The organism is Achromobacter sp. (assembly GCF_057314935.1).
Genome location: NZ_DBHKZA010000005.1, coordinates 35,857 through 60,665, shown reverse-complemented (window position 1 = coordinate 60,665; position 24,809 = coordinate 35,857). Strand labels below are relative to the sequence as shown.

Annotated in this window: 19 protein-coding genes; 10 read left to right on the top strand and 9 right to left on the bottom strand. The window is 66.3% G+C overall.

Annotation, left to right across the window (positions count from 1 at the left end; genetic code table 11):
* From ACO6D5_RS03085 to ACO6D5_RS03070, 4 genes are all read right to left on the bottom strand, one after another.
* On the bottom strand, positions 1-725 hold a 725-nt coding region (locus ACO6D5_RS03085; protein WP_485824559.1), incomplete at its 3' end, for a 3-hydroxyacyl-CoA dehydrogenase.
* A 134-nt stretch (positions 726-859) separates the two neighbouring features.
* The gene (gene adk / locus ACO6D5_RS03080) at positions 860-1,516 is read right to left on the bottom strand and encodes an adenylate kinase (RefSeq protein ID WP_485824558.1); all 657 of its coding nucleotides are present in this window, start codon (positions 1,514-1,516) and stop codon (positions 860-862) included.
* A 91-nt stretch (positions 1,517-1,607) separates the two neighbouring features.
* Positions 1,608-2,372 carry a 3-deoxy-manno-octulosonate cytidylyltransferase gene (gene kdsB / locus ACO6D5_RS03075; RefSeq protein ID WP_315844973.1) on the bottom strand — a complete coding sequence of 255 codons (765 nt, stop codon included), beginning with the start codon at positions 2,370-2,372 and terminating at the stop codon, positions 1,608-1,610.
* 11 nt (positions 2,373-2,383) lie between these two features.
* Positions 2,384-2,566: a Trm112 family protein gene (locus ACO6D5_RS03070; RefSeq protein WP_006225458.1), complete on the bottom strand. Its 183-nt coding sequence runs from the start codon at positions 2,564-2,566 to the stop codon at positions 2,384-2,386.
* Positions 2,567-2,781: 215 nt separating this feature from the next.
* Between ACO6D5_RS03070 and ACO6D5_RS03065 the strand changes: the two genes are divergently transcribed.
* Positions 2,782-2,919, top strand: coding sequence for a hypothetical protein (locus ACO6D5_RS03065; protein ID WP_485824557.1), 138 nt, complete (start codon positions 2,782-2,784; stop codon positions 2,917-2,919).
* A 90-nt stretch (positions 2,920-3,009) separates the two neighbouring features.
* Here the strand turns inward: ACO6D5_RS03065 and lpxK are convergent, their stop codons facing one another.
* From lpxK to ACO6D5_RS03050, 3 genes are read right to left on the bottom strand one after another with little or no spacing between them, the layout of a single operon-like run.
* On the bottom strand, positions 3,010-4,053 hold the full coding sequence (gene lpxK, locus ACO6D5_RS03060) for a tetraacyldisaccharide 4'-kinase (protein WP_485824556.1): 1,044 nt from the start codon (positions 4,051-4,053) through the stop codon (positions 3,010-3,012).
* Positions 4,050-4,463 carry an ExbD/TolR family protein gene (locus ACO6D5_RS03055; RefSeq protein WP_315844975.1) on the bottom strand — a complete coding sequence of 138 codons (414 nt, stop codon included), beginning with the start codon at positions 4,461-4,463 and terminating at the stop codon, positions 4,050-4,052. The genes lpxK and ACO6D5_RS03055 overlap by 4 nt, the downstream gene beginning before the upstream one ends.
* On the bottom strand, positions 4,460-5,083 hold the full coding sequence (locus ACO6D5_RS03050; protein ID WP_485824598.1) for a MotA/TolQ/ExbB proton channel family protein: 624 nt from the start codon (positions 5,081-5,083) through the stop codon (positions 4,460-4,462). Before ACO6D5_RS03050 ends, ACO6D5_RS03055 begins: the two co-directional genes overlap by 4 nt.
* 351 nt (positions 5,084-5,434) lie before the next feature.
* Here ACO6D5_RS03050 and xseA point away from each other — a divergent pair, with 351 nt between their 5' ends.
* From xseA to pcaF, 6 genes are all read left to right on the top strand, one after another.
* Positions 5,435-6,802 (top strand): exodeoxyribonuclease VII large subunit, encoded by a 1,368-nt coding sequence (xseA, locus tag ACO6D5_RS03045; protein ID WP_485824555.1) that lies wholly within the window; start codon positions 5,435-5,437, stop codon positions 6,800-6,802.
* Positions 6,803-6,855: 53 nt separating this feature from the next.
* The gene (locus tag ACO6D5_RS03040; RefSeq protein WP_485824554.1) at positions 6,856-10,047 is read left to right on the top strand and encodes an ankyrin repeat domain-containing protein; all 3,192 of its coding nucleotides are present in this window, start codon (positions 6,856-6,858) and stop codon (positions 10,045-10,047) included.
* A gap of 141 nt (positions 10,048-10,188) precedes the next feature.
* The gene (sodB, locus tag ACO6D5_RS03035; protein WP_006227881.1) at positions 10,189-10,767 is read left to right on the top strand and encodes a superoxide dismutase [Fe]; all 579 of its coding nucleotides are present in this window, start codon (positions 10,189-10,191) and stop codon (positions 10,765-10,767) included.
* Between the two features lie 281 nt (positions 10,768-11,048).
* The gene (locus ACO6D5_RS03030; protein ID WP_485824553.1) at positions 11,049-12,755 is read left to right on the top strand and encodes a methyl-accepting chemotaxis protein; all 1,707 of its coding nucleotides are present in this window, start codon (positions 11,049-11,051) and stop codon (positions 12,753-12,755) included.
* A 115-nt stretch (positions 12,756-12,870) separates the two neighbouring features.
* The gene (locus ACO6D5_RS03025; protein ID WP_485824552.1) at positions 12,871-14,298 is read left to right on the top strand and encodes a chloride channel protein; all 1,428 of its coding nucleotides are present in this window, start codon (positions 12,871-12,873) and stop codon (positions 14,296-14,298) included.
* A gap of 162 nt (positions 14,299-14,460) precedes the next feature.
* On the top strand, positions 14,461-15,666 hold the full coding sequence (pcaF, locus tag ACO6D5_RS03020) for a 3-oxoadipyl-CoA thiolase (RefSeq protein WP_088590008.1): 1,206 nt from the start codon (positions 14,461-14,463) through the stop codon (positions 15,664-15,666).
* Positions 15,667-15,780: 114 nt separating this feature from the next.
* Here pcaF and ACO6D5_RS03015 read toward each other — a convergent pair whose 3' ends face one another.
* Positions 15,781-16,293, bottom strand: a complete 513-nt coding sequence (locus tag ACO6D5_RS03015) for a DUF192 domain-containing protein (protein ID WP_485824551.1) — start codon at positions 16,291-16,293, stop codon at positions 15,781-15,783.
* Positions 16,294-16,387: 94 nt separating this feature from the next.
* Positions 16,388-16,633: a cold-shock protein gene (locus tag ACO6D5_RS03010; RefSeq protein ID WP_006220277.1), complete on the bottom strand. Its 246-nt coding sequence runs from the start codon at positions 16,631-16,633 to the stop codon at positions 16,388-16,390.
* A gap of 226 nt (positions 16,634-16,859) precedes the next feature.
* On the opposite strand from ACO6D5_RS03010, the gene clpS reads away from it, so the two are divergent.
* The 3 genes from clpS to pbpC all read left to right on the top strand — a co-directional run bounded on the left by clpS (position 16,860) and on the right by pbpC (position 24,769).
* On the top strand, positions 16,860-17,174 hold the full coding sequence (gene clpS, locus ACO6D5_RS03005) for an ATP-dependent Clp protease adapter ClpS (protein WP_006220276.1): 315 nt from the start codon (positions 16,860-16,862) through the stop codon (positions 17,172-17,174).
* 153 nt (positions 17,175-17,327) lie between these two features.
* Positions 17,328-22,553 (top strand): alpha-2-macroglobulin family protein, encoded by a 5,226-nt coding sequence (locus tag ACO6D5_RS03000; RefSeq protein ID WP_485824550.1) that lies wholly within the window; start codon positions 17,328-17,330, stop codon positions 22,551-22,553.
* A complete protein-coding gene (pbpC, locus tag ACO6D5_RS02995; protein ID WP_485824549.1) occupies positions 22,550-24,769 on the top strand; it encodes a penicillin-binding protein 1C in 2,220 nt (739 codons plus the stop codon). The genes ACO6D5_RS03000 and pbpC overlap by 4 nt, the downstream gene beginning before the upstream one ends.
* Positions 24,770-24,809: the final 40 nt, after the last annotated feature.

Below are 24,809 nucleotides of genomic sequence, written 5' to 3'. Positions count from 1 at the left end.
CGGATGGTCTCGCCGTTCAGCATATCGTTCGTGACAATGCTGTAGACCAGCTTGGCATAGTCTTCCGGGCGGCCCAGGCGGGCGGGGAAGGGGATGCTGGCGGCCAGCGAATCCTGCACTTCCTGGGGCATGCCGAAAATCATCGGCGTGCCGAAGATGCCCGGGGCGATGGTCATGCAGCGGATGCCCGTCTTGGCCAGATCGCGGGCGATCGGCAGGGTCATGCCGGCGACGCCGGCCTTCGATGCGGCATAGGCCGCCTGGCCGATCTGGCCGTCGAACGCGGCGACCGAGGCCGTGTTGATCATCACGCCGCGTTCGCCGGTGGGCTCGGGCGTGTTGGCGCTCATGGCTTCGGCGGCCAGGCGCATCATGTTGAAGCTGCCGATCAGGTTGATCGACACGACCTTCTGGAACAGGTCCAGCGGATGCGCGCCGTTCTTGCCCACGATCTTGGCGGCAGGGGCGACGCCCGCGCAGTTGACCAGGCCGAAGAGGGCGCCCAGTTCGAGCGCCGCGGCGACGGCGCTCTTGCCGTCGGCTTCCTGCGTCACGTCGCAATGCACGTAACGCTGGCCGAGTTCCTTTGCCAGCGCCTGGCCGGGCTCGTCCTGCACGTCGGCGATGACGACCTTGGCGCCGTTTTCCACCAGCATGCGCACGGTGCCTGCACCCAGGCCGGACGCGCCGCCCGTAACGATGAATACCTTGTTCGCGATTTCCATGTCTCTACCACCAGATCAGTTCAAGGGGATGAATGCGGCGCGGCGGGCGCCGAATGTGACAAGGCCTTCGGGCCGGGGCCGGAACGCGTTGCGTCCGGCCGGCGCCGAAGGCCTGTGGGCCATCAACGCGCCAATCAGCTCTTGACGGCCTCGAAGAGGCGCGACTTGATTTCGTCGACGGCGCCCACGCCCGAGATCTTGCGGTACTTCGGGGCTTCGGCGGCGTTCTGCTGCGCCCAGGTCGAGTAGTAGTCGACGAGGGGGCGCGTTTGTTCGCGGTACACGGACAGGCGGTGGCGAACGGTCTCCTCGCGATCGTCGTCGCGCTGGATCAGTTCTTCGCCGGTGATGTCGTCACGGCCTTCCACTTTGGGCGGGTTGAAGCGCACGTGGTAGCTGCGGCCGCTGGGCTGGTGCACGCGGCGCCCGCTCATGCGTTCGATGATGTCCTCTTCGGGGACTTCGATTTCCACCACGTAGTCCAGCTTGACGCCGGCGCTTTTCAGCGCGTCGGCTTGCGGGATGGTGCGGGGGAAGCCGTCGAACAGGTAGCCGTTGGCGCAGTCGGGCTGGGTCAGGCGGTCCTGGACCAGGCCGATGATGATCTCGTCGGAAACCAGACCGCCGGCATCCATGACCTTTTTGGCTTCAATACCCAGCGGCGTGCCAGCCTTCACCGCGGCTCGCAGCATGTCGCCGGTGGAGATCTGAGGGATGCCGAAGTGCTGGGTGAGAAACGCGGCCTGGGTGCCTTTGCCGGCGCCGGGAGGTCCGAGCAAGATAAGACGCATGAGTGCTCCTGATGGGGTTTATTTTTTGTGATCCGGGGGATTATGCCGCAACGCAGCAGCCAATGCGGAGCCGCGCCATGGGAAATAACCCTTATATCTGTTTGCTGTAGATCAACCGGACGCGCTCCAGATCCGCCGGGGTATCTACCCCGGCTGCGGGAGGGCTGGAAGCCCGGTGGACGACGATATGGTGGCCATGTTCCATGGCGCGCAGCTGTTCCAGCGACTCGAATCGTTCCAGCACGCCTTGCGGCAGGGTCGGGAAACGGCGCAGGAAGGACACGCGGTAGGCGTACAGCCCGATGTGGTGCCAGGCGGGCAACCCATCAGCCAGCACGCGTTCGCCTGCGGCCAGCGCGTCGCGGGCCCACGGGATGGGGGCGCGTGAAAAATACAGCGCGCGGCCGTCTACGGCGCAAACCAGCTTGACCACGTTCGGGTTGAACAGCGCTTCGGCGTCGGCCAGCGGGCAGGCGCAAGTGGCGATGTCGGCCTCGGGATGGGCCTGGAGCTTGGCCGCGACGGCGTCGATGAGTTCGGGTTCGATCAGCGGTTCGTCGCCCTGGACGTTCACCACGATCGCTTCGTCGGGCAGCCCCAGCTGATCCACGGCTTCGGCCAGGCGGTCGGTGCCGGTGGGGTGGTCGCCGCGCGTCATCAGCGCGGTCAGGCCATGGGCGTCGGCGGCAGCCTGGACGCGGAGGTCATCCGTCGCGATATACAGCCGTGACGCGCCCGACAGGGCGGCGCGTTCGGCCGTGCGCACGACCATCGGCTTGCCGGCGATGTCGGCAAGCGGTTTATCGGGCAGGCGGGTCGAGGCGGTCCGCGCCGGGATCAGGGCGATGAAGCTCACGATGGGGGCGGTCAGTTGGCGGCGGGCGTTTCGTCCAGCGCGCGGGCTTCCGACTCCAGCATGACGGGGATGCCGTCACGCAGCGGGAAGGCCAGGCGGTCGGCGCGGCAAACCAGTTCGGCTTGCTGTCGGTCGTGTTCGAGGCGGCCCTTGCACAAGGGGCAGACGAGGATGTCGAGAAGTCGGGATTCCATGACCGCGATTCTAAAACAGTTTTGGGGGTGGGCAGAGGGGAGCTTTCGCCGGGGCGCACCCCGTTCGCAGACCAACGGAACGCCTGATTCCATTCATTCGTTGATTAACGTCGTGCATTGCCTCGAATTCGGGGACGGTTCGTCGCTCTCCTCCGCCCCGTTTCTCGGCAAGAAATAGCAGCGCATTGGGTGCAAATAGCCTCAGGATCGGATTGATGCTGATCATTCCGGTCGGGTCCGTCACCAGCGGGATCACCGACATGGTGCGACGCAGCAACCGCAAGGGGGCCTTGCGCGAACTGAAGCAGGAAGGCAGGCGCCGCGGGCCATGGCAAGCGAAGAACGCGCGCTGATGCGGCCCTTCCTCCTTGAACCGCCTCTGCACGGGAGCGCGTCCTGCAGGAATACGCGCGGCAGCGCAGCGCTGCCAAGCCCGCGTTTTTCTAGGCGCGGGCAGGCTGGCGCAGCGCCTGCGCCAGCCAATCGAACAGTTGCGGGTCCGAGAACGCGGCCTGCACCGGAACTTCCCACAAGCGCGCGTCGTGCAGGGCGGCGCACTTGATCGCGTCCTTGGACGTGACGAGGATTGTTTCTGCCGCGATCGCCTGGAAGGGCGATTGGGCATAGTCGTGGTGGTCGGGCAGGGGCAGCGTCGCGTCCAGCAGGATGCCGGCGGCGCGCAGCGTCGTGAAAAACCGTTCAGGGTTGCCGATGCCGGCCGCGGCCGCGACCTGCGGTTGCCCCGCATAGGCGGACAACGGCCGCGTGGCGCCGCCTTCGATCTGGCGCGTGTCGCCCGGCTCCAGCCACATCCGCACCTGGCGCGGACGGGCGTTGCCCGTCGTCGCCGGTCGGCCGTCGGTGGTGCCGATATTGGTGACCACCACGTCCACTTCCTGCAGGCGGCTGGCGGGTTCACGCAAGGGGCCGGCGGGCAGCAGGCGGCCGTTGCCGATGCCACGTTCGTCTTGCACGACGATTTCGATGTCGCGGGCCAGCGCCAGGTGCTGCAGGCCGTCGTCGGAGACGATCACATCCACCTCGGGATGCGCTTGCAGCAAGGCCTGAGCCGCCAGGGCGCGTTTGGGATGCACCGCAACGGGGGCGCCAGTGGCTCGTGCGATCAGGGCGGGTTCGTCGCCGAATCGGGCGGCGGCAAGCGCACCGGTCCCGACGCGGGCGTCCGTGCCGATCTTGACGCCATAGCCCCGGCTGACCACGCCGGGCGTGTAGCCGCGGGCGCGCAGGCCTTCGACAGTAGCGATCACCATCGGCGTCTTGCCTGTGCCGCCCACATAGACGTTGCCGACCACCACTACCGGCACCGGGGCGCGGTAGGCGGCGCGGGTGCCGTCCAGGTATTGCCTGCGCTTGCGTGCCACCGCCCAGGCGGTCAGCGCGGAAAGGGGCCGCAACAGGCTCGAGAGCCAGCCGCCGTGCTGCCACTGGCGAGCCAGCAGCGATGCAGAGGAACGCGGGGTGGTCACCGGGAGGTCTGGGCGGCGAAGTTGACGCGGCCGATGCCGGCAAGCCGGGCGGCTTCCATGACGTTGATCACGGACTGGTGGGTGGCCTGGGCGTCGGCGTTGATGACGACCAGCGGCTCGGGCTTGCCGGCCGCGGCCTGGCGCAGCGCGTCGGCGATTTCGGGCGGCGTGGAGACGTCGATCAGCGTGCCGTTCAGGGCGTAGCGCCCGTCCTGGCTGACGGCGACTTCCAGTGCGGGCGGCGTGTCCTGTTCCGACGATGCCTGGGGCAGCGTCACCTTCAACTGCGTGAAACGCGCGAACGAGGTGGTTGCTGCCAGGAAGATCAGGATGACCAACAGGACGTCGATGAGCGGAATCAGGTTGATGTCCAGTTCATCGCGGTCGCCCCGGGAGCCGCGGAAATTCATGAACGTGCCTCGCGGGGGGCGGGCAGGGAGGACACGGCGCGGACCAGACGCGACGCGGATTGTTCCATGGCGCTGAGGTAGCCGTCGACGCGGCTGCGCAGGTAGCGGTGCGCGATCATGGCGGGTATGGCGATCAGGATGCCGAAACCGGTGTTGTACAGCGCCATCGAGATGCCGCGCGCCAGTTGGGCGGGATCGCCGCCGCCGGGCGTGTAAGAGCCGAAGATCTCGATCATGCCGACGACCGTGCCGAACAGGCCCATCAGCGGCGCGACGACGGCGATGGTGCCGATGGCGGGGATGTAGCGGCTGAGGTCGTGCGCGACGGCGCGGCCCGTGTCTTCGACCACGTTGCGCAGTTCTTCGCGGGGCAGATGACGGTGGCGCATCACTTCGGCCAACACGCGGCCAAGCGGCGAGTTGCGTTCCAGCCGGTTGATCGATTCGGGGGTGTCCTGGCGGTTGCGCAGCATGTCGGCCACCTGCTCGTTCAGGCCACGGGGCAGGATCAGGCTGCGGCGCAGGGAGAGGAAGCGCTCGAAGATCAGCGCCAGACCCAGCACGGATGTCGCCAGCAGGGGCCATATGGGCCAGCCGGCCTCGCGCAAAATGGAAAGCAAAGCGTTCAACTCCCGGGAAGCCTGGGCGCGCAGGGTGGCGTGCATCGGCATCTGATCAAGCCGAAACTGTAACGGTGCGGCGGGCTTGTGGCAAGGCGGGTTGACCCCGGAATTATCCACAGAAGTTGTGGATAATTCTGTGTAAAACTCTGCCGGAACGCTTGTGGGTACAGGGCTGGCGCTTGTTTGCTTCAAATGAGCGCAACGGTGTTTGCGTAAAAATCCCATATAAATCAATGAATTGCACGGAAAATGCTGGCTTTCTGGCCTGTTGCTGCAAAAAACTGTGGACGCGGTATCATTGCGGCCCGCTACGTATGCCCTGTGGACAGGTACGCATCGGAAAGCCCCATGACAATTGAATTTGCAGTCACAAACAACGCATTCGCGCGGGATATCCTGACGGTTGCCCAGCTGAACCAAGCAGTGGGGCAGTTGTTGGAGCGCAGCATCCCGGCAATATGGGTGCGCGGAGAGATTTCCAACTTCACGGCGGCGGCTTCCGGGCATTGGTACTTCACGCTCAAGGACAGCCGGGCCTCCGTGCGCGCCGTCATGTTCCGCAGCCGCGCCAGCGCCGTGGGTTTCGTGCCCCGGGCCGGCGATCAGGTCGAGATCCGGGCCAGGGTTTCCCTGTACGAGCCCCGCGGCGACTATCAACTCCAGGCCGACGCGATGCGCCGGGCGGGGCTGGGCAACCTGTATGAAGCATTTTTGCGGCTGAAAGAGCAATTGGCCTCTGAAGGCCTGTTCGATCCGGCCCGCAAGCGGGACCCCTTCCGTCTGCCGCGCGCCATCGGCGTTGTCACGTCGCTACACGCGGCCGCGCTGCGCGACGTGCTGTCGGCCCTGGCCCGGCGCGCGCCGCAGGTGCCGGTCATCATCTATCCGGCCCCGGTTCAGGGCGCGGACGCCGCCGGCCGGCTGGCGGCCCAGGTCCGGATCGCCAATGAACGCGCCGAAGTCGATACGCTGCTGCTGGTTCGCGGCGGAGGCAGCATCGAAGATCTCTGGAGCTTCAACGACGAAGACCTGGCGCGCCAGGTGGCGGCCAGCGAGATTCCCGTAATCAGCGGCGTCGGGCACGAGACCGACTTCACCATCGTGGACTTCGTGGCCGACGTGCGCGCGCCGACGCCGACTGCGGCCGCCGAACTGGCCTGCGTGCCGCGTTCCGAATTGCTGGGCCGCGTCATGCAGACTGCCCAGGCGATGGCGCGCGGCCAGCAACGCCGCCTGGAGCGCGCCGCCCAGCGCCTGGACCGCGCGGCGGCGCAACTGGTGTCGCCGGCGCAACGCCTGGAACATCAGCGGGAACGACTGAACAGCCTGCGCTTCCGCCTGGCCTCGGCGTGGTCCGGGCCGCAAGGCCGGCGTACCGCGCGCGTCAATCTGCTGGCCCAGCGGTTGACGCATCGGGTGCCGGACACGGGCCGCGCCGCCGACCGCCTGGCGGGCGCCGTGCGCCAACTGGGCCAGGCCCATGCCCGCCTGCTGGTCCAGAACCGCAACCGGGTGGCGGCGGCCACCGCGCAGTTGCGCGCGCTGGATCCCGGCAACACGCTGGCGCGCGGATACGCGATTGCGCGCGACGGCGAAGGCCGCATCGTGCGCGACGCGGCAACCTTGTCCGCCGGGCAGGCGTTGGATTTGAGTTTTGCGCAAGGCGGCGCCGAGGTCCAGGTGCAACAGACCCGCAAGACACGCGACGCCAGCTGATACGATTCGGCGCTGTCGAGCGCAGCGCTCGCGACGCGAACAAGGGCAGGGCGATGTTGCATAACAATGGCTTGGGTTGGATGGCCAGCGTGCTGGCCGGAGCGGCGATATCGCTGGGACAGGCGGCCATGGCGCAAGCGAGCCCCGCCGCGCCGCAAGCGCAGCAACGCGCCTGCGATTGCGATTCGCCCTACCGCGAATACAAGCCGGCCGATACGCCGCAGACCAAAGCCCTGTTCGACGCCGTCAGCCGCAGCGACGAGGCCGCTTTCGCGGCCGCGTTGCGGCAGGTTGACCACCCTGGCAATTACGCAGCCGATGGCGTGCCCTTGCTGCATGCGCTGCTGACGCCGCCGCGCGCGCTGCGGGCCAAAGACGTCTACTGGAGCATGACGCCCGAGGATGCGACCCGGATCCGCGAGGCCTATCGGACCGTGCTGCCGGCCCGCACCCGCATGTTGGCCGCGCTGCTGGCCACCGCGCCCGCACTGGATGACGTGACCTACCAATCGCGCCGGCCGCCCCTGCATCTGGCAATCTTGTACGGCACGCCGGACATCATGGACATGCTGCTGGCGGCGGGCGCCAAACCGGATCAGCGCGGCGATGAAAACCGCAAGCCTCTGGAGTTCCTGCTGAACCGCGATTTCGAATTCGCGGTGCGCATGACCTATCTGCCGCGCCTGGTCGACCGACAGGACATGACGCGCATGGTGCTGGCGTTGTTCAAGGCTGGGGCGAGCCGGCCGTTCACGGATTTCGACGAACCGGTCGATGCGTCCGTGCGCCGCCTGTTTACCGACGAACAAGGCCGGCTGCGGCCTGCCGCGGATTTCATGGCTTGGGAACCGATGGTCGAAATGACCGAAGGCGCCGAGCCCTTGCGCGCGCTGGCCGCCACGGGCAGCAAGCCGGCGGTTGAAGACGGTTTGACGGTGTTGGCGCTGGCCGCCTACCTGGGCAACGCGGACGCCGTGCCGGTGCTGATGGAATTGGGGCCTCGTACGATGCCGGCCACCGGCTATGGGGAAAGCGGGGAACGCGATGTGTGGCTGGACGCCGCGCAGGCTGCCGTCGAAAGCGGGCATCCCGCCATCGCTGCGCAGTTGTTGCGGGCCGGTATGCCCTTTTCGCAGCGCGGTCCGCAGACTGGCGGCGGCAACCTGATATTCGCGAAAGTCGAAGCTGGCGCGCGGCCCATCATGAATCTTGCGGCCGCCAAGGGCGATATCGATACGCTGCAACGACTGCTTGCGCTGGGTGCGCCGGTCGAAGGCGATGCGGCCGAGCCCTACGGCGACACGCCTTTGGCCGACGCGGTGCGGGCGCGCCAAGTGCAGGCCGTCACGCGCCTGTTGGCAGCCGGCGCCAATCCGGGTGTGGTGCGCGATGGTTATGACCGGCAATCCGCGCTCGAGGCCGCGGTGCAGGCGGGCGATGCGGCGATCCTGCGCGAGCTGCTCGCCGCCATGCCGGCCGACACCTTGCGTGCGGCACTGCGCGATCCCCAGCGTTCGCCGATCGCGCGGCTGTTGCGCGACCCCGGCCCGCAAGGCGCCGCGATGCTGCGGTTGTTCATCGATGCGGGCTTTGACGTGAAGACGTTGGGGGCTGGCGCGATCCGGCAGGCACTGGAAAACCGCGACTCGGCGCTCGCGTTGATGCTGATCGATGCCGGCGTGCCCGTGAACCCGCCGTCGCCGCTTCCCGTCGATCCATCTACCCGCGACGGCGATCGTGTGGACGATCGCGCCGCCACGCCGCCCCTGTTGATTGCGGCGACGACTGGCCAGGCTGCGGTCGTCGACGCCTTGCTCGCCAAGGGGGCGGACCCGGCCGCCGTGTTGCCCAATGGCGAAAGCGCGTTGTACTGGTTGATCGGCCGGCAAGACACGGCGATGCTGGATCGCCTGTTGCGCGCGGGGGCGAAGCTGGACGATCCGCGACTGCCGCAAGCGCCCGCGCCCTACGCGTTGCTGAATGCGGCCGTGGCCTCGGGCGACATGGCGCTGGTGCGGCGCGTCAGCCAAGGCAACGGCCAAGCGCTGGCGCATGCGTGCTTGCCGGAGGGTGGTGAATTCAACCTGATCGACAAGCCGGGGTATTTCGCGCAACTGCAGGCCGCAGGCTTTACCGGCCAGGAAGAGCGCTGCGCGCAAGATGCCGGGCCGTTGCCGCAACGGGTGCTGTCGTTGCTGCTGCAAAGCCGGCATTGGGTCGTGGCGCGACGGGAGACGGCGGTTCAGGTCCTGACGCAACTGCGGGCCTCGGGCGCCGATCTGGATGCGCCGTCTGGCACCGGCGACACGGCGCTGAACCTGGCGATGGCGCGCGGCCGCGCGGATCTGGCCGATGCGCTGATGGCCGCCGGCGCAAGCCCCGATGCGCCCGACGCTGCCGGCCGTAGCCCGGCCTGGGTCGCGCTGGAAACGGGTCAACCCGCCATGCTGTCCTTGCTGGCGCGTTATCGCGCGCGTTTCGATACGGCCTTGGCGCCTGCGGGCCAATCGTTCCAGAGCACGCTGATGTGCCAGTCCTCGCCGGAATTCAAGCGCGTCCTGCAAGCGGCAGGCGTTGCGCTGGCCACGACGTGCGCATCGCCGGCGAAGTCCAAACGGTCTGCCGCCAAGGCAGGCAGCAAATCCGCGGATGCGTCAGGACTGCCGGGGCATTACTATCTGCGCGGCTTGCGCGAAGTCGGCAGCGAACTCCTGTTGTCCGCGGATGGCAGCTTCGATTACCTGTTGAGCTACGGCGCGGTTGATGTCATGGCGCATGGCGCATGGCGAAGCGACGGCAAACAGGTGTTCCTGGACACGCCGCCCATCCAGCCGTATTCGGCCATTGCCGGCGTGCGCGCCGATACGCGGGCGGCCGAGGCCGGCCAGTTGACGGTGCGCGTGTACTTCCATGACCGCCCCGTGAAATTGGGCGTGGCGATGTCGTCGACGGACGGGGACTATGGCGGCGAACCCAGGCAATCGGAAGGCGCGGACGGCGTCAGTGCGCCGATCGCGCCGGGCGCCTTGAAGGCTTTGGCCGTGTTCGTGCCGCTGCCTTCGGGAGCGCGCTGGCATGAGGTTGACGTCAGCAAGATCGATGCCGGTGCGCGCGCGATCCGCGTGGATGTCGCGGCGCCTGAGGCCGCTGCCGGCACGCCGCTGCACAAGACGCTGACGCGGCATAAAGACGGCGCGCTGGTCGAGTCGAGCGAAGGCCGCGAACTGCGATACGAGAAAGAGTAGCGTTTACAAAAACGGTCGCGGAAAAGTCATAAGCACATGTGTCCGTTAACCCCGCGCAAGCACGGGTTTAACAAGGTATCCTCATTAGTTGCCGATACAATTGAACGGCTTGATCGTGCACTCAACAGAAGGAACCAACACATGGCACATACTCTTCCCCCCCTGCCTTACGAACTGGACGCGCTGGCTCCGCACATCTCCAAGGAAACGCTGGAGTTCCACTACGGTAAGCATCACCAGACGTACGTCACGAACCTGAACAACCTGATCCCGGGTACGGAATTCGAAACGCTGTCGCTGGAAGACATCGTGAAGAAATCCTCGGGTGGCATTTTCAACAACGCCGCTCAGATCTGGAACCACACGTTCTACTGGAACAGCCTGGCCCCCAAGGCCGGCGGCGCACCCTCGGGCAAGCTGGCTGACGCCATCAACGCCAAGTGGGGCAGCTTCGACGCTTTCAAGGAAGCGTTCAACAAGTCGGCAGCCGGCAACTTCGGTTCGGGCTGGACCTGGCTGGTCAAGAAAGCTGACGGTTCGGTCGACATCGTCAACACCAGCAACGCAGCCACCCCGCTGACCACGGCCGACAAGCCGCTGCTCACCTGTGATGTCTGGGAACACGCGTACTACATCGACTACCGCAACGCGCGTCCCAAGTACCTGGAAAACTTCTGGGCGCTGGTGAACTGGGAGTTCGCCGCCAAGAACTTTGCCTGATAGGCAAGGTCGCCAGATTCCGCGGCGCCTGCGCCGCGGCGCGTGAAGAAACCCCTCGCATCGCCGAGGGGTTTTTCTTTTTCGTTCAGAAAAAATTCAGCTTTCGAAACCCTGTCGATTGTCGAATTCATTGTGGGGAAATGACGAGAAAACATCCTTTTCTTTAGGGTTATCCCTAGAAACCCGTGCCGCTATTGTTGCCACCAGTCTGCGGCTGAACCACGGCGCCGAAGACCGCGGCTTGCCCGCCATAAACCGGGGTATCTACAGGGAAGGGAAGCATGTTGCGGTTATTTTCGGGCTTGCGCATTGGGGCGCGCCTGTCGGGCGCGTTTTTGCTTGTCGCCGTGATCGGCGGCGCAATCGGGGCATTTGGCGTGTGGGGACTGTCACGCATCAATGAATTGAATGACCGGCTTTACGACACCGAGCTGCGCGGCATCTCGGACATGAAGGAAGCCAATATCAACCTGATTTACGCGGGACGCGCCCGCAATGGCTATCTGGCGGCCTCCAGCGACCAGGACCGCCAGGCGTTGAAGAAGCAGTTCGACGACGCCGTCAAGAACATGGACGCGCTGCGCGAGAAGGCCGCCGTCAATTTCCATGCGGAAGAGGGCAAGCGCCTGCTGGCCCAGTTCGCGGAAACCGAGCAGGTCTGGAAGCGCGAGTCGGCGGCGTTCTTCGCCGCCGCCCAGTCGCAGTCGCTGACCCAGACGGATCCGCGCGTGGCCGAAATCGAGAAGCGGGTGATCGTGTCGTCGCAGAAGCTGGATGACCTGATGACCGATCTGGCGGTGAGTAAGGAGAAGGTCGCCGCGCAATCCGTGCAGGAAGGCACGGACCTGTACGACACGGTGCGCGCGGTCATGATCGCGTTGGCCGTGGCCGGCGTGGCCGTCGGCATGCTGTTGGGCTGGCTGGTCACGCGGGGCATCGTGCGTCCGTTGGAGCAAGCCGTCAAGGCGGCGCGCCAAGTGGCCGCCGGCGATCTGACGACCGACATCCAGGTGGCGACCCGCGACGAAACGGGCGACCTGATGGGGGCGCTCAAGGCCATGAACGAAAGCCTGGCGCGCATCGTCGCCGACGTGCGCGACGGCTGCGAAAGCATCGCGTCGGCCTCCTCGCAGATCGCGCAAGGCAACTCCGACCTGTCGCAGCGCACGGAAGAGCAGGCCTCGTCGCTGGAAGAGACCGCCGCGTCGATGGAAGAGCTGACCAGCACGGTGCAGCAGAACGCCAACAACGCCAGTGAAGCGGACCGCCTGGTGAGCCAGGCTTCCAATGTGGCGGTGCGCGGGGGAGAAGTGGTCGAAGGGGTGGTGCAGACCATGAGCGCCATTTCCGACAGCTCGCGCCGTATCGCCGACATCACGGGCGTGATCGACGGCATTGCGTTCCAGACCAACATCCTGGCGCTCAATGCCGCCGTGGAAGCGGCGCGCGCCGGCGAGCAGGGGCGCGGCTTTGCCGTGGTGGCAGGCGAAGTGCGCACGCTGGCCCAGCGTTCGGCCGTGGCGGCCAAGGAGATCAAGGCCTTGATCGACGAATCCGTCACGCGCGTCGAAGGCGGCACGCGTCAGGTGGACGAAGCTGGCCGCACCATGCGTGAAGTGGTGGACAGCGTGCGCCAGGTCGCCGTCCTGGTGCGCGAGATCGCCAGCGCGTCGGAAGAGCAGTCCTCTGGCATCGGTCAGGTGAACCAGGCCGTGGCGCAGATGGACACCGTGACGCAGCAGAACGCGGCGCTGGTGGAAGAGGCCGCGGCGGCTGCCGCCAGCATGCAGGAGCAGGCCTCCCGCCTGGCGCAGGAAGTGCGCCGCTTCAAGGTGGATGCCGGCAGCAGTTCGGCCCGCCAGGCGCAAGCGCGGCTGGTGCAGGCCGTGCCGGCCGCGGCGAAGACGCCCGCGGCATCCGTGGCGCGCGCGGGCCAGGCCCGTCCGGCGCTGGCACGCGCGTCCGACGACGACTGGTCGACGTTCTAAGCGGCGTCCACGCCCGGCAGCGCTGGTGTGGCTGCCGGGCGCGGGGTTGGCTTGTCGGCTGCGGGTCAGGTGGGAATGGTATGGTTAGCCACCTTTCGCCGCCTGCCAGCAGCCCATGAGCCTGACTGACTCGTTTCGCCGGATGTCCGCCGGCACCCGCCGCCTGATGCGCCGCAAAGTGCGTCAGATCAATCGTTTGTCGCGCAAGAGCCTGCAGATGCTCTTGTTGCTGGGCGGCGCGGGTCTGGTGGCCCTGATGTCGCTGGCCTTTGCCTATCTGGCCGACAAGGCGCTGGACTGGAACCGCGAATGGGTCGGCCATAACGGCTGGCTCGCCTTGCTGGTGTTGCCGTTCAGCCTGGCCGGCTTGCGCTGGCTGACCCTGCGCTTCGCGCCCAACGCCTCGGGCAGCGGCATTCCCCAAGTGATCGGCGCGCTATCCCTGCCGCCCGGCCCCAGCCAGAGCAGCCTGGTCTCGCTGGCGCAAACCCTTTGGAAGATCCCGCTGGCCTTCTTCGGCATGCTGGCTGGCGCATCGATCGGCCGCGAAGGTCCGTCGGTGCAGGTCGGCGCCGCGCTCATGCTGGCCTGGGGCGACTTCTGGAAGCGGCGCGGCGTGCAGTTGCGCGGCTTCCACTCCAACGAACTGATCGCCGCCGGCGCCGCGGGCGGGCTTGCCGCTGCTTTCAACGCGCCGCTTGCCGGCGTCATCTTCGCCATTGAAGAACTGGGCCGGGGCACCGTGCTGCGCTGGCAGCGCCTGGTGCTGATCGGGGTGCTGGCTGCGGGCTTCCTGGTGGTGGCGGTGCAAGGCAACAACCCGTACTTCGGTGTGTTCGGCGGCGCGCCGCTGGCGCACGGCATGGTGATGTGGATCATCGTCTGCGGCACGATCAACGGCGCGCTGGGCGGAATCTTCGCGCGCTTGCTGGGCAAGGGCGCGTCAGGTTCCGCGCCGGCAGCGTGGCGCGCATGGATCCGCAGGCATCCGATCTGGACGGCGTTCATCATGGGGCTGATCCTGGCCGTGATCGGCCTGTGCACCGCCGGCTCGGTCTACGGCACGGGCTACGGCGTGGCGGCGGACCTGTTGTCCGGCCATGACACGGCGCCCGCCGGCTTCGGCCTGGCCAAGCTGGCGGCCACCGTGGCCTCGTACTGGGCGGGCATTCCCGGCGGCATCTTCACGCCGGCGCTGACGACCGGCGCCGGAATCGGCCAGCACATCTGGCAACTGGCGGGCGACGGGGTGGACCAGCGCGTGCTGGTGCTGGTGTCGATGGCCGCCTTCCTGGCTGCCGCCACGCAGGCGCCGTTGACGGCAAGTGTGGTGGTCATGGAAATGACCGGCAGCCAGCCCATGTTGTTCTGGCTGCTGGTGGGGTCGCTGCTGGCCTCCGGCGTATCAAGGCAGTTCTGCCCGCAACCGTTCTATCATTTGGCGGCGGGGCGCTTTCGCCGGCAGGCGATCCTGGACGCCGGACGTGCGGCGAAAACCGAAGCGGAAGCCGGCCCCACAGGCGCCAAATCCGCCGCCCCGTGACCGCCGTGCACGCAAACCGTGCATGGGCGGCGCACGATCAGGGTGAACACCTACTGGACATTGTCCGTGTGGCGGACACGACCGCCTTGCACCAACTTGGCGCGAAAAGCGCTGCGTTAACATCGGGCGATCCCGTTTTTCCCACTTCACTCCGAGCTTCTCATGACCGTGAATGCCTTTATTTGTGATGCGATCCGCACCCCCTTCGGCCGCTACGGCGGTGCGCTGGCGCCCGTGCGCCCTGACGATCTGGCTGCCGTCGCCATCAAGGCGCTGGTGGCGCGCAACCCCGGCGTGCGCTGGGAAGAGCTGGATGACGCGATCATGGGTTGCGCAAACCAGGCCGGCGAAGACAACCGCAACGTCGCCCGCATGGCGACCCTGCTTGCCGGTCTGCCGATCGAAGTGCCCGGCGCCACCGTCAACCGCCTGTGCGGTTCGGGCCTGGACGCCATCGGCACCGCCGCCCGCGCCATCCGCGCAGGCGAAGCCGGCCTGATGCTGGCTGGCGGCGTCGAAAGCATGAGCCGCGCCCCGTTCGTGATGGGCAAGGCCGACAGCGCGTTCTCGCGCAATGCCGCCATCTTTGACACGACCATCGGCTGGCGCTTCATCAACAAGCTGATGAAGGCCCAATACGGCGTGGATTCGATGCCCGAGACCGCCGAGAACGTCGCCGACGATTTCAAGATCAGCCGCGAAGACCAGGACTTGTTCGCGCTGGCCAGCCAGCAGAAGACGGCCCGCGCGCAAAAGGAAGGCGTATTCGACGCCGAGATCGTGCCGGTGTCGATCGCCCAGAAAAAGGGCGATGCCATCATCGTCGCCAAGGACGAGCACCCGCGTGAAACCAGCCTGGAATCGCTGGCCAAGCTGAAAGGCGTGGTCCGCGAAGGCGGTACGGTCACGGCCGGCAACGCGTCCGGCGTGAACGACGGCGCCGCCGCGCTGCTGCTGGCCGACGAAAAGGCCGCCGCCCGCCACGGCCTGACCCCGCGCGCCCGCGTGGTCGGCATGGCCACCGCCGGTGTTGCGCCGCGCATCATGGGCATCGGCCCGGCGCCCGCTACGCTGAAGGTGCTGGCCCAGACCGGCCTGACGCTCGACCAGATGGACGTGATCGAACTGAACGAAGCCTTCGCCGCCCAGGGCCTGGCCGTGCTGCGCCAGTTGGGCATTGCCGACAATGACCCGCGCGTGAACCCCAACGGCGGCGCAATCGCCCTGGGCCATCCGCTGGGCGCCAGCGGCGCGCGTCTGGCCACGACCGCGATCAACCAGCTGCACCGCACCGGCGGCCGCTACGCGCTGTGCACGATGTGCATCGGCGTGGGCCAGGGCATTGCGCTGATCATCGAGCGCGTCTGACGCGCGAAGTGTTGTTTTTTCCCGCCGCTTTTGCGTGGCGGGAATGAAAAGGGAGCCCCGCGGGGCTCCCTTGTCGCTTCCGGAAAGGGGTCTTGCCGCCCCGGGGCCAGCCGCTCAGGGCAGGCCGTCGATTTTCCGCCCCGCCTTGATGCCGTGCTGGTCAAACCAGCCTTGGGCCATTTCCAGGGCGTAGCGGACGGGCTTTTTCGCGCAGTGCGGGTCTTCGGTCTGCGGTGCCATGTCGTCGATGTTGACGATCGTGCCGTCGTCGGCGATAAAGGCTATCGAGAGCGGCAGCAGCGTGTTGCGCATCCAGAAGCACTGCACGTCGGGCTGCTCGAATACGAACAGCATGCCGTCGTTGCCGGGAAGTTCCTTGCGGAACATGAGCCCGTCGCGGCGCGTGGCGTCCGAATTGGCGACTTCTGCGCGGATAATATGGATACCGGCCGAAAGCTGAGTGGTCGGCAGCGGTGGCTGCGGGCCGGTCTGGGCAAAGGCGCTGGCGCCCAGGGTCAACGCGGCGGCGGTCAATGCGGCGGATAACGCGCTTACCGGTGCTGATTTAAAGAACGCTGTCTTGAACAACGTGCGACTGACGGGAAACAACACAGCATTCTTCAGCATGGCCTGGCGTAGTAATAGTGAAAATAACAAGGCGGGGCTCGAAAGCCCCGCCTGAATTAATGGCGCAACCTTACCGTTGCACTTTAAGGGTAACTCAGGCAGCCGTGATATTAAGTGCCTGTTTGCCTTTGGGCCCCTGGATAATTTCGAAGGCCACTTTCTGGCCTTCTTTCAGGGTTTTAAAACCATTCATCTGGATGGACGAAAAGTGGGCGAACAGATCTTCACCGCCGTCGTCGGGCGTAATGAAGCCAAACCCCTTTGCATCGTTGAACCATTTGACGGTGCCCGTCGATTTGGGATTGTCCCCTTGGACGGCGGTTGCGGTCGTATCAGACATGCGGACTGCCTCATTGAATCGTATGTTGACAGAAGGGCATCGCGGTCAAGACCCCTGTCCCCCCTCCGGCTTCCTGGCAGATTTTCGATGAGTTGAAAACCCCAGAATGCGCTGATAATGCGCTGCTTTTCTTCGTGTCGTCAAGTATGGAAACTACGTATTTCTGCGTGTAATTTTGCGTAAGTTACACGTTAGGCGTCCCCAGTTTAAATAGAATAGCCGCCCTATGAGTTCTACCTTGGATACCCAGCATGATTTGGCCGTCGAGAAGGCACCGGCACGCGCCGCGCCGCCTCCGATGTACCAGGTCCTGTTGCTCAATGACGACTACACGCCGATGGAGTTCGTCGTGAAAGTCCTGCAAAAATTCTTCAATAAGAACCACGAAGAGGCGACGCGGATCATGCTTCAAGTGCATCACGAAGGGCGTGGGGTTTGCGGGGTCTATCCCCGCGACCTCGCGGCGACGCGCATTGCCCAAGTGGGGCAGTATGCGCGGGCGCGCCAGCACCCGCTGCAATGCGTGATGGAACCGGTCTAATAATCAAGTGAAGGCGCCGCCAGCGATGGCGGCGTTGTGCTGTCCGTCATTTGCAGAAAAGTAGTATCCGCGTACCGGGAAGCACGCGGACAAGTTGGTCGGCAGCTCCGCCGCAAAGGAGCATTGAATTCGAGTAAGGCGGAGGGGTTTGCCGTGAGTGGAAAGATCAGCAAGACATGGCTGGCGGTAGCTGGCGTTGTTGTTTTGGCAGGGGCCATCGGCGCGGGCTGGTGGATGGGCAAGGACCGCCAAGCGGTCGCGCCGTCCCCCGTACCCGCCGCAACGTCCCCGGCGGCGAATACGCCGGCAACGGGTTCCGGCGACGCCAAGCCGGCGCTGCCGGCCAGCGCGGTGGTCGGATCGGCCGACCCCTTTGCGGCGCTGACCTGCCAGCCGCGCCAATACAACGACACCCTGTCGCTCTCCGTCACGTTCACGCAACCGGTGGACGGCAAGGCCAACCTGGATAGCTTCCTCCAGGTGACCGACATCGGCTCCACGTCCGGCAAAGAAGACCAGGACAGCGAATCCGCCGCATCGCCGAACGACCAGCCCGCCTCGGTCAAGCCGGGCGATTCCGCGCCCAAGGGCAAGATCGTCAAGGGCAACTGGGTCGTGGGCGAAAACCCGCGCATGGTGTATTTCCCGTACATCCAGCCGCAGCGCAAGTACGCGATCACGGTGCGGTCGGGCCTGCCCGGCGTGGGCGACAAAGTCGTGCTGGCCGAAACGTCGAACTGCGAGGTCGACACCCAGGCCATGCCGCCGTCGTTCTATTTCGCCAGCCGCGGCGTCGTGCTGCCGGCCGGCCAGAACGGCGGTCTGCCGGTGGCGACGGTCAACGTGTCCGAAGTGGACGTGCAGTTCCTGCGCGTGGCCCCGGACCGTGTGCCGGAACTGTTCGAAACCGTCCTGGGCATCGGCCGCAACACCGCCGCCGAGTCCGATGACGAAGAGGGCGGCTACGACGAAGAAGACGGCTGGCGCTATTCGGACAACCGCAGCCTGAAGGGCTCGGTCAGCAACTGGGACCTGGACCGCTTGAATTCGCTGACGACCAGCGTCTACCAAGGCCGTTTCCTGACCGACGACAAGCCCAACCGCCGCCATGTGACGTTCCTGCCGGTCGAAGGCGTGAAGGAACTGCAAGAGCCCGGCATCTATATCGCGGTCATGAGCCAGCCCGGCCGTTTCCGCTACGAATACCAGGTCACCTACTTCTACGTCAGCGATATCGGCCTGCATGCGCGCCGCTACAGCGACCGCATCGAAGCCTATTCCGTGTCGTTGAAGACCGGCCAGGCCATTTCGGGCGCCACGTTCGAATTGGTCGATGGCGCCGGCAAGTCGCTGGCCAAGGCCGCCGCCGATGCGCAAGGCCATGTCCGGTTTGAAGGCAGCTTCACCAATGCGCGCGTCATCCGCGCGTCGCGCGACAAGGAAATGACCGTTCTGGCGCTGGCCGAGCCGGCGTTGGACCTGTCGGAATTCGACACGGGCGGCCATACCTCGCGTCCGAACAACCTGTTCGTCTATGCGGGCCGCAATCTGTACCGCCCGGGCGAAACGTTCAACGTCTCGGTGCTGCCGCGCGACCTGGACGGCCGCGTGCTGACCCCGGCGCCGTTGACCGCCACGATCAAGCGCCCTGACGGCCGCGTGGTGCAGACCACCTTGTGGCAGCCCAAGAAGGATCTGGTGGGTTACGTCGAACGTTCGATCGACCTGCCGCTGGATGCGCAGACCGGTTCGTGGCTGCTTGAGCTGCGGGTGGATCCCGCCTCGCGCGCGCCGGACGCGTCGTGGAAGTTCCAGGTCGAGGAATTCCTGCCCGAGCGCATGAAGATGGCGCTGACCTCTGAACAGGACGTGCTGTCGGTCGGCGACGACCTGACCGTGGACGTGCAGGGCGACTACCTGTATGGGGCGCCGGCCGCCGGGAATCGGCTGCTGTCGACCTTCCAGATCAAGCGCGACCGCTTTGCGCTGGCCCAGCAATGGCCGGGCTTCATCTTCGGCGACGTGGCCGACGATTCGCGCCGCTCGTTCGGCGAGCTGCCCGAGGCAGCGCTGGACGACAAGGGCTATGCGCAGCTGGAAGTCCCGTCCAGCACCGCCGGCACGCATTCGCCGATGAAGCTGCGGGTATCGGCCAGCCTGCTGGAATCCGGCGGCCGTCCGGTGGTGCGTTCCATCGAACGCAGCGTGTGGCCCGCCGACAAGCTGATCGGCGTGCGTCCGCAATTCGACCGTGACGTGGCCCGCGAAGGCGCGCCCGCCACGTTTGAAGTGATCCGCGCAAACGCCGAGGGCAAGCTCGAACCGCTGGCTCAGGCCCAGATGCGCCTGTTCCGCGAAGAGCGCCAGTACTACTGGCGTTTCGATGACCAGCGCGGCTGGAACAGCGGCTATACCGAAACCGACGAACTGATCGATTCGCGCGAGATCGCGCTGAACGACCGTACCCAGTTGACCGTGCCGGTCAAGTGGGGCCGTTATCGCCTGGAACTGACCGACCCGGAAACGGGCGAGACGATGCGCTACCGCTTCTACGCAGGCTGGAATGCGCAGGACGCCGATGCGATGGGCAACCGTCCGGACCGCGTCCAGATGAAGCTTGAAGGCGTGCCGGCCAAGCCGGGCGACACCGTCAAGGTGACGCTGACCCCGCCGCATGACGGCCAGGCCCTGGTGACGGTCGAAGGCGACCGCATGCTGTGGTCCACCTGGGTCGCCGTGAAGGCGACGGGCACCCAAGTCGAAATCCCGATCAGCAAGGACTGGAAGCGTCACGACCTGTACGTGGCCGCTGCCGTGTTCCGCCCGGGAAGCGAAGGCGACCGCGTGACCCCGGCGCGCGCGCTGGGCCTGGCGTTCCTGCCGATCGCCAGCGCCGACCGCAAGCTCGACGTCAAGCTGACCGCGCCGCCCAAGGCCGTGCCCGAAAACAAGACGACCGTGCGCGTCAAAGTGGACGGCGCCCAGGGCAAGCAGGCCACGGTGACCCTGTCGGCCGTGGACGTCGGGATCCTGAACATCAACCAATACGCCACGCCCGACCCGCTGGACTTCTTCTTCGGCAAGCACCGTTACGCGCCTGAATTGCTGGACATGTACGGCAAGCTGATCGAGAAGATGGACGGCACCAAGGGCAAGCTGAAGTGGGGCGGTGACGCCGCCATGCGCGGCGACAGCAAGAGCCTGCCGAAGAAGGTCAAGCTGGTCGACCTGTTCTCGGGCCCGGTGACGCTGAACGCGCAGGGCGAAGCGGATATTGCGCTGGATCTGCCCGACTTCAACGGCACGTTGCGTCTGATGGCCGTGGCCTTCACGGCCGACAACTACGGCAGCACCGACACCGAAATGGTGGTGGCGGCGCCGATCGTGGCCGAACTGAACACCCCGCGTTTCATCACGCCGGGCGACCAGGCCGCGATTGCGCTGGACGTGACTAACCTGAGCGGCGTCGAACAGAAGATCACCGTCAAGCTGGAAGCGCTGGACCCCCTGGCGATTCCGGACGGCGTGCGCACGTTGACGCTGAAGGACAAGCAACGCACGACCCTGCGCTTTAACGCGACCACCACGGGTTCGTACGGCCTGGGCCTGATGCGCCTGACCGTCGACGGCCAGGGCGGTGGCAAGCCGGTGCACCTCGTGCGCGAATCCGTGTTGCAGGTGCAGCCGGCCTATGCCGGCGAACGCCAGGTGCGCCGCCTGCGCCTGAACCCGGGCGAGTCGAATACGCCGCAGGCGTCGTGGGTGTCTTCGTACTATCCGGATTCGGCCTTGATCAGCATGACGGTGTCGAACCGTCCGCCGTTCAACGTCAACCGCCTGGTCGAAGGCCTGCTCGCCTATCCGTACGGTTGCACCGAGCAGACCATCAGCCGCGCCTTGCCGTGGGTGCTGATCGACGAAGACGTCGCCAAGCAGTTCGGCCTGAAGCCGCGCTCGCAGACGGAGCGCGCCACCCAGGTCTCGGGCGCGATCGCCCGGCTGTCGGGCATGCGCAACGCCGTGGGTTCCTACAACCTGTGGAGCGGTTCGACGTCTCGCGACGTCTGGCTGACGGCTTATGCCGTGGGCTTCCTGCAAGACGCGCGCGACAAGGGCTTCGAAGTGCCTGAAGCCACGCTGGACCGTTCGCGCCAGTGGCTGCTGGAGCAAGTGCAGCAGACGTCGAACAGCTTCGGCACCTGGTCCGTGAACCTGCGCCGCAACGTCGAGGCAGGCCGCATCGACGGCAACGACGCCAACATCCTGCGCGAAGACCATCGCCGCTTCGCCGGCCTGGCGACCGCGGTGCTGGCATTGGCGCGCGACAAGAAGGCGCCGTTGTCGACGGTCCGCCAACTGTTCGACAACTACCAGGAACGCGCGCGTTCGCCGCTGCCGCTGATTCAGCTGGCTGCCGCATTCAAGCTGATGGGCGACGAAGGGCGTATGAAGTCCGCGCTGGACGCCGCCATGACGCGCGAGTACGGGTTCCCGCGCCGCAACTACAACGCCTATTACGACGAATGGCTGGGCGACTACGGCAGCAGCGTGCGTGATTACTCGCTGGCGTATGCGCTGGCCAACCAGTACGGCCTGAAGCACGACCGCCTGGAAAACCTGCTGACGCAGCTGACGGCCCGCCTGGGCAACCGCTCGTACCTGTCGACGCAGGAGCGGATGTCGCTGTTGCTGGCCGCGCGTGCGATCGGCGGCGACAAGGGCACCCCGTGGGAAGCCTCGCTGACCGTCAACGGCGCGCGCAAGCCGCTGGATGGCGGCAAGAGCGACCAGACGGTGGCGCTGTCGGCCGCTGACCTGGCCAATACGCAGCTGGTCAACACCGGTTCGCAATCGCTGTTTGTCGAGTACGACATCCAGGGCAGCCCGACGGTTGCGCCCAAGCCGCGCAATGACGTGATCCAGTTGAAGCGCGGCTGGTACCGTCCGGACGGCAAGCCGTGGGACGGCGGCACGCTGCAGACCGGCGACATGCTGGTGGTGTGGCTGCAGGCATCGGCCAACCAGAGCATCCCCGATGCCCTGATCGAGGACCGCGTGCCCGCGGGCTTCGAGGTCGAAAACCTGAACCTGTCGCAAAGCCCCGAGATGCAGGAATGGACGATCGGTGGGCGCCGCGTGGCCGAAGCCATGTCCGATTCCAACATCAAGCATCGCGAGTTCCGCGACGACCGTTACGTGGCCGCCGTGTCCCTGGGCCGCGGCAAGGTGGACGTGTTCTATCTGGTGCGTGTCGTGACGCCGGGCCGCTTTGCGGTGCCGTCGACGGTGGCCGAGGACATGTACCGTCCTGAAATCCGCGGCGTGGGTGAGCAGTGGAGCACGGTCGACATCCGCGATCGCGGCGCCAAGCGTCCTTGACCGCCGCCGCCACCCCCGCGACGGGCGCCCAGCGCGCCCGCCGCTGGCGGCGGCGCGGCATCATCGCGGCCAGCGTGTTGTTTGCGCTGGCCGCGTTGTTATTCGTGCTGGACCGCCTGTATCCGCTTCCTGCCATCGACTCCGGCGGGGCGGCGGTTGTCGTCGCCGCCGACGGCACGCCGCTGCGCAACTATCCCAGCCGCGACGGCATCTGGCGCTATCCGGTCAAGCCGGAGCAGGTATCGCCCAGCTACCTGGACACCCTGCTGACCTATGAGGACCGCTGGTTCTACTGGCACCCGGGGGTGAATCCGGTGGCCCTTGCGCGGGCGGGCTGGCAATGGGCCACCAACCGGCGCATCGTGTCGGGCGGGTCGACATTGACCATGCAGGTCGCGCGGCTGATCGATCCGCAGTTGGCGGGCAAGCCGTCGCGGTCGATGTCCGCGAAACTGCGGCAAGCCTGGCGCGCCGTGCAGTTGGAAATGCACTACAGCAAGGACGAGATCCTGTCCTTGTATCTGACCCACGCCCCGATGGGAGGCATTGTGGAAGGGGTGGAAATGGGGTCGCGCCTGTGGCTGGGCAAGCCTGCGCGCGACCTGAGCCCCGCCGAAGCCGCCATGCTGACCGCCTTGCCCCAGGCGCCGTCGCGCCTGCGCCCCGACCGCCATCCCGAGGCGGCGCAAACGGCGCGCGACAAGGTGCTGGACCGCATGGCCGAGCTGGGCCGGTGGACGCCGGCGGAAGTGGCCGACGCCAAGATCGAAACCGTGATCGCGCCGCCCTTGCGAGCACGCTGGCTGGCGCCGCTGGCCGCCCAGCGGCTTTTGCAGGAAGCGGGCGGCAAGTCGGCCAAGCGCCGGCCGGGGGACCGCCCGCCGCTGGTCGCCTCCACGCTGGATGCCGACATGCAGGCCGCGGTGGAACGCATGTTGCTGGACCGCGTCGACAGCCTGCCGCCGAAGGTGTCGATGGCGGTGCTGGTCATGGACAACGATACGCTTGAGGTCAAGGCCTACGCCGGATCGGCCGATTTTTCCGACGATACCCGTTACGCGCATGTGGATATGGTGCGCGGCGTGCGTTCGCCGGGTTCTACTCTGAAGCCGTTTTTGTATGCGCAGGCGCTGGATGAAGGCCTGATCCATTCCGAAAGCCTGCTGATCGACGCGCCCATGTCGTTCGGCGGTTACGCGCCGGGCAATTTCCAGGCGGCGTTTTCGGGGCCGATCAGCGTCTCGCAGGCGCTGCAGCGGTCGCTGAACGTGCCTGCCGTGGACCTGCTGGATCGCGTCGGGCCCGTCAGTTTCGCGTCCGTTATGCTGGCTGGCGGGGTCCGGTTACGTTTGCCTGCCGGCGCCGAACCGAATTTGAGCTTGATTTTGGGCGGGGGTGGCACCACATTGGAAGAACTGGTCGGCGCTTATCGGGCGTTGGCCCGGGGCGGGATCGCCGGCCGGCCGCGTTTGCGCGCGGAGCAGCCTCGGATCGAGTCCCGTATGATGAGTGCTGGAGCCGCCTGGATCGTCCGCGATATTCTCGAAGGCGGCGGGCATCCCGACCGGCCTTTCTACCAGTCGGGCAGCCCGGCCCGGCGGCTGGCCTGGAAAACCGGGACCAGCTTCGGTTTCCGGGACGCCTGGGCGATCGGGGTGACCGACAGATGGACGCTTGGCGTCTGGGTCGGCCGGCCGGATGGCACGCCGAACCCCGGATTTTTCGGGGCGAATGTGGCGGCACCGCTACTGCAGGATATTGTGCAGGCGTTGCCGGAAGGGGGGCAGCAGGTGCGTAGCCGGCCCGAAACGGTGCAGGCGGCGGTCACGTGCTGGCCCTTGGGTTACAGGCTGGGCAGCGTGCCCTCGGGGGAATGCCCCGAACAACGCGCGGCCTGGCTGCTGAATGACACGGCGCCGCCGTCTTTTGCCGGCTACGCCGACGCCACGCAAGGGCCGTTGCGCCTGGGTGGCGTGGCCAGGGGTTCGGTGCTGCGGCCCGTGCCTGGAAGCCGGCAGGTGGCGCTGGATGTGGATGTGCAGGGCGCTGAAGGCGAAGTATGGTGGATGCTTGATGGGCGCGTGGTCAGCCACGGCGCGTCGAGTCATCCGTTTAAATTGGTGCTGGCGCAAGACGGCCGGTATACGCTTACCGTCATGGACACACAAGGCCGTCACGACAGCGTGGTTTTTGAAATCGCTGGCGTTACGCCATGATCGGCATAGAATATGAATCGTGTATTTGACCGCTTCGATG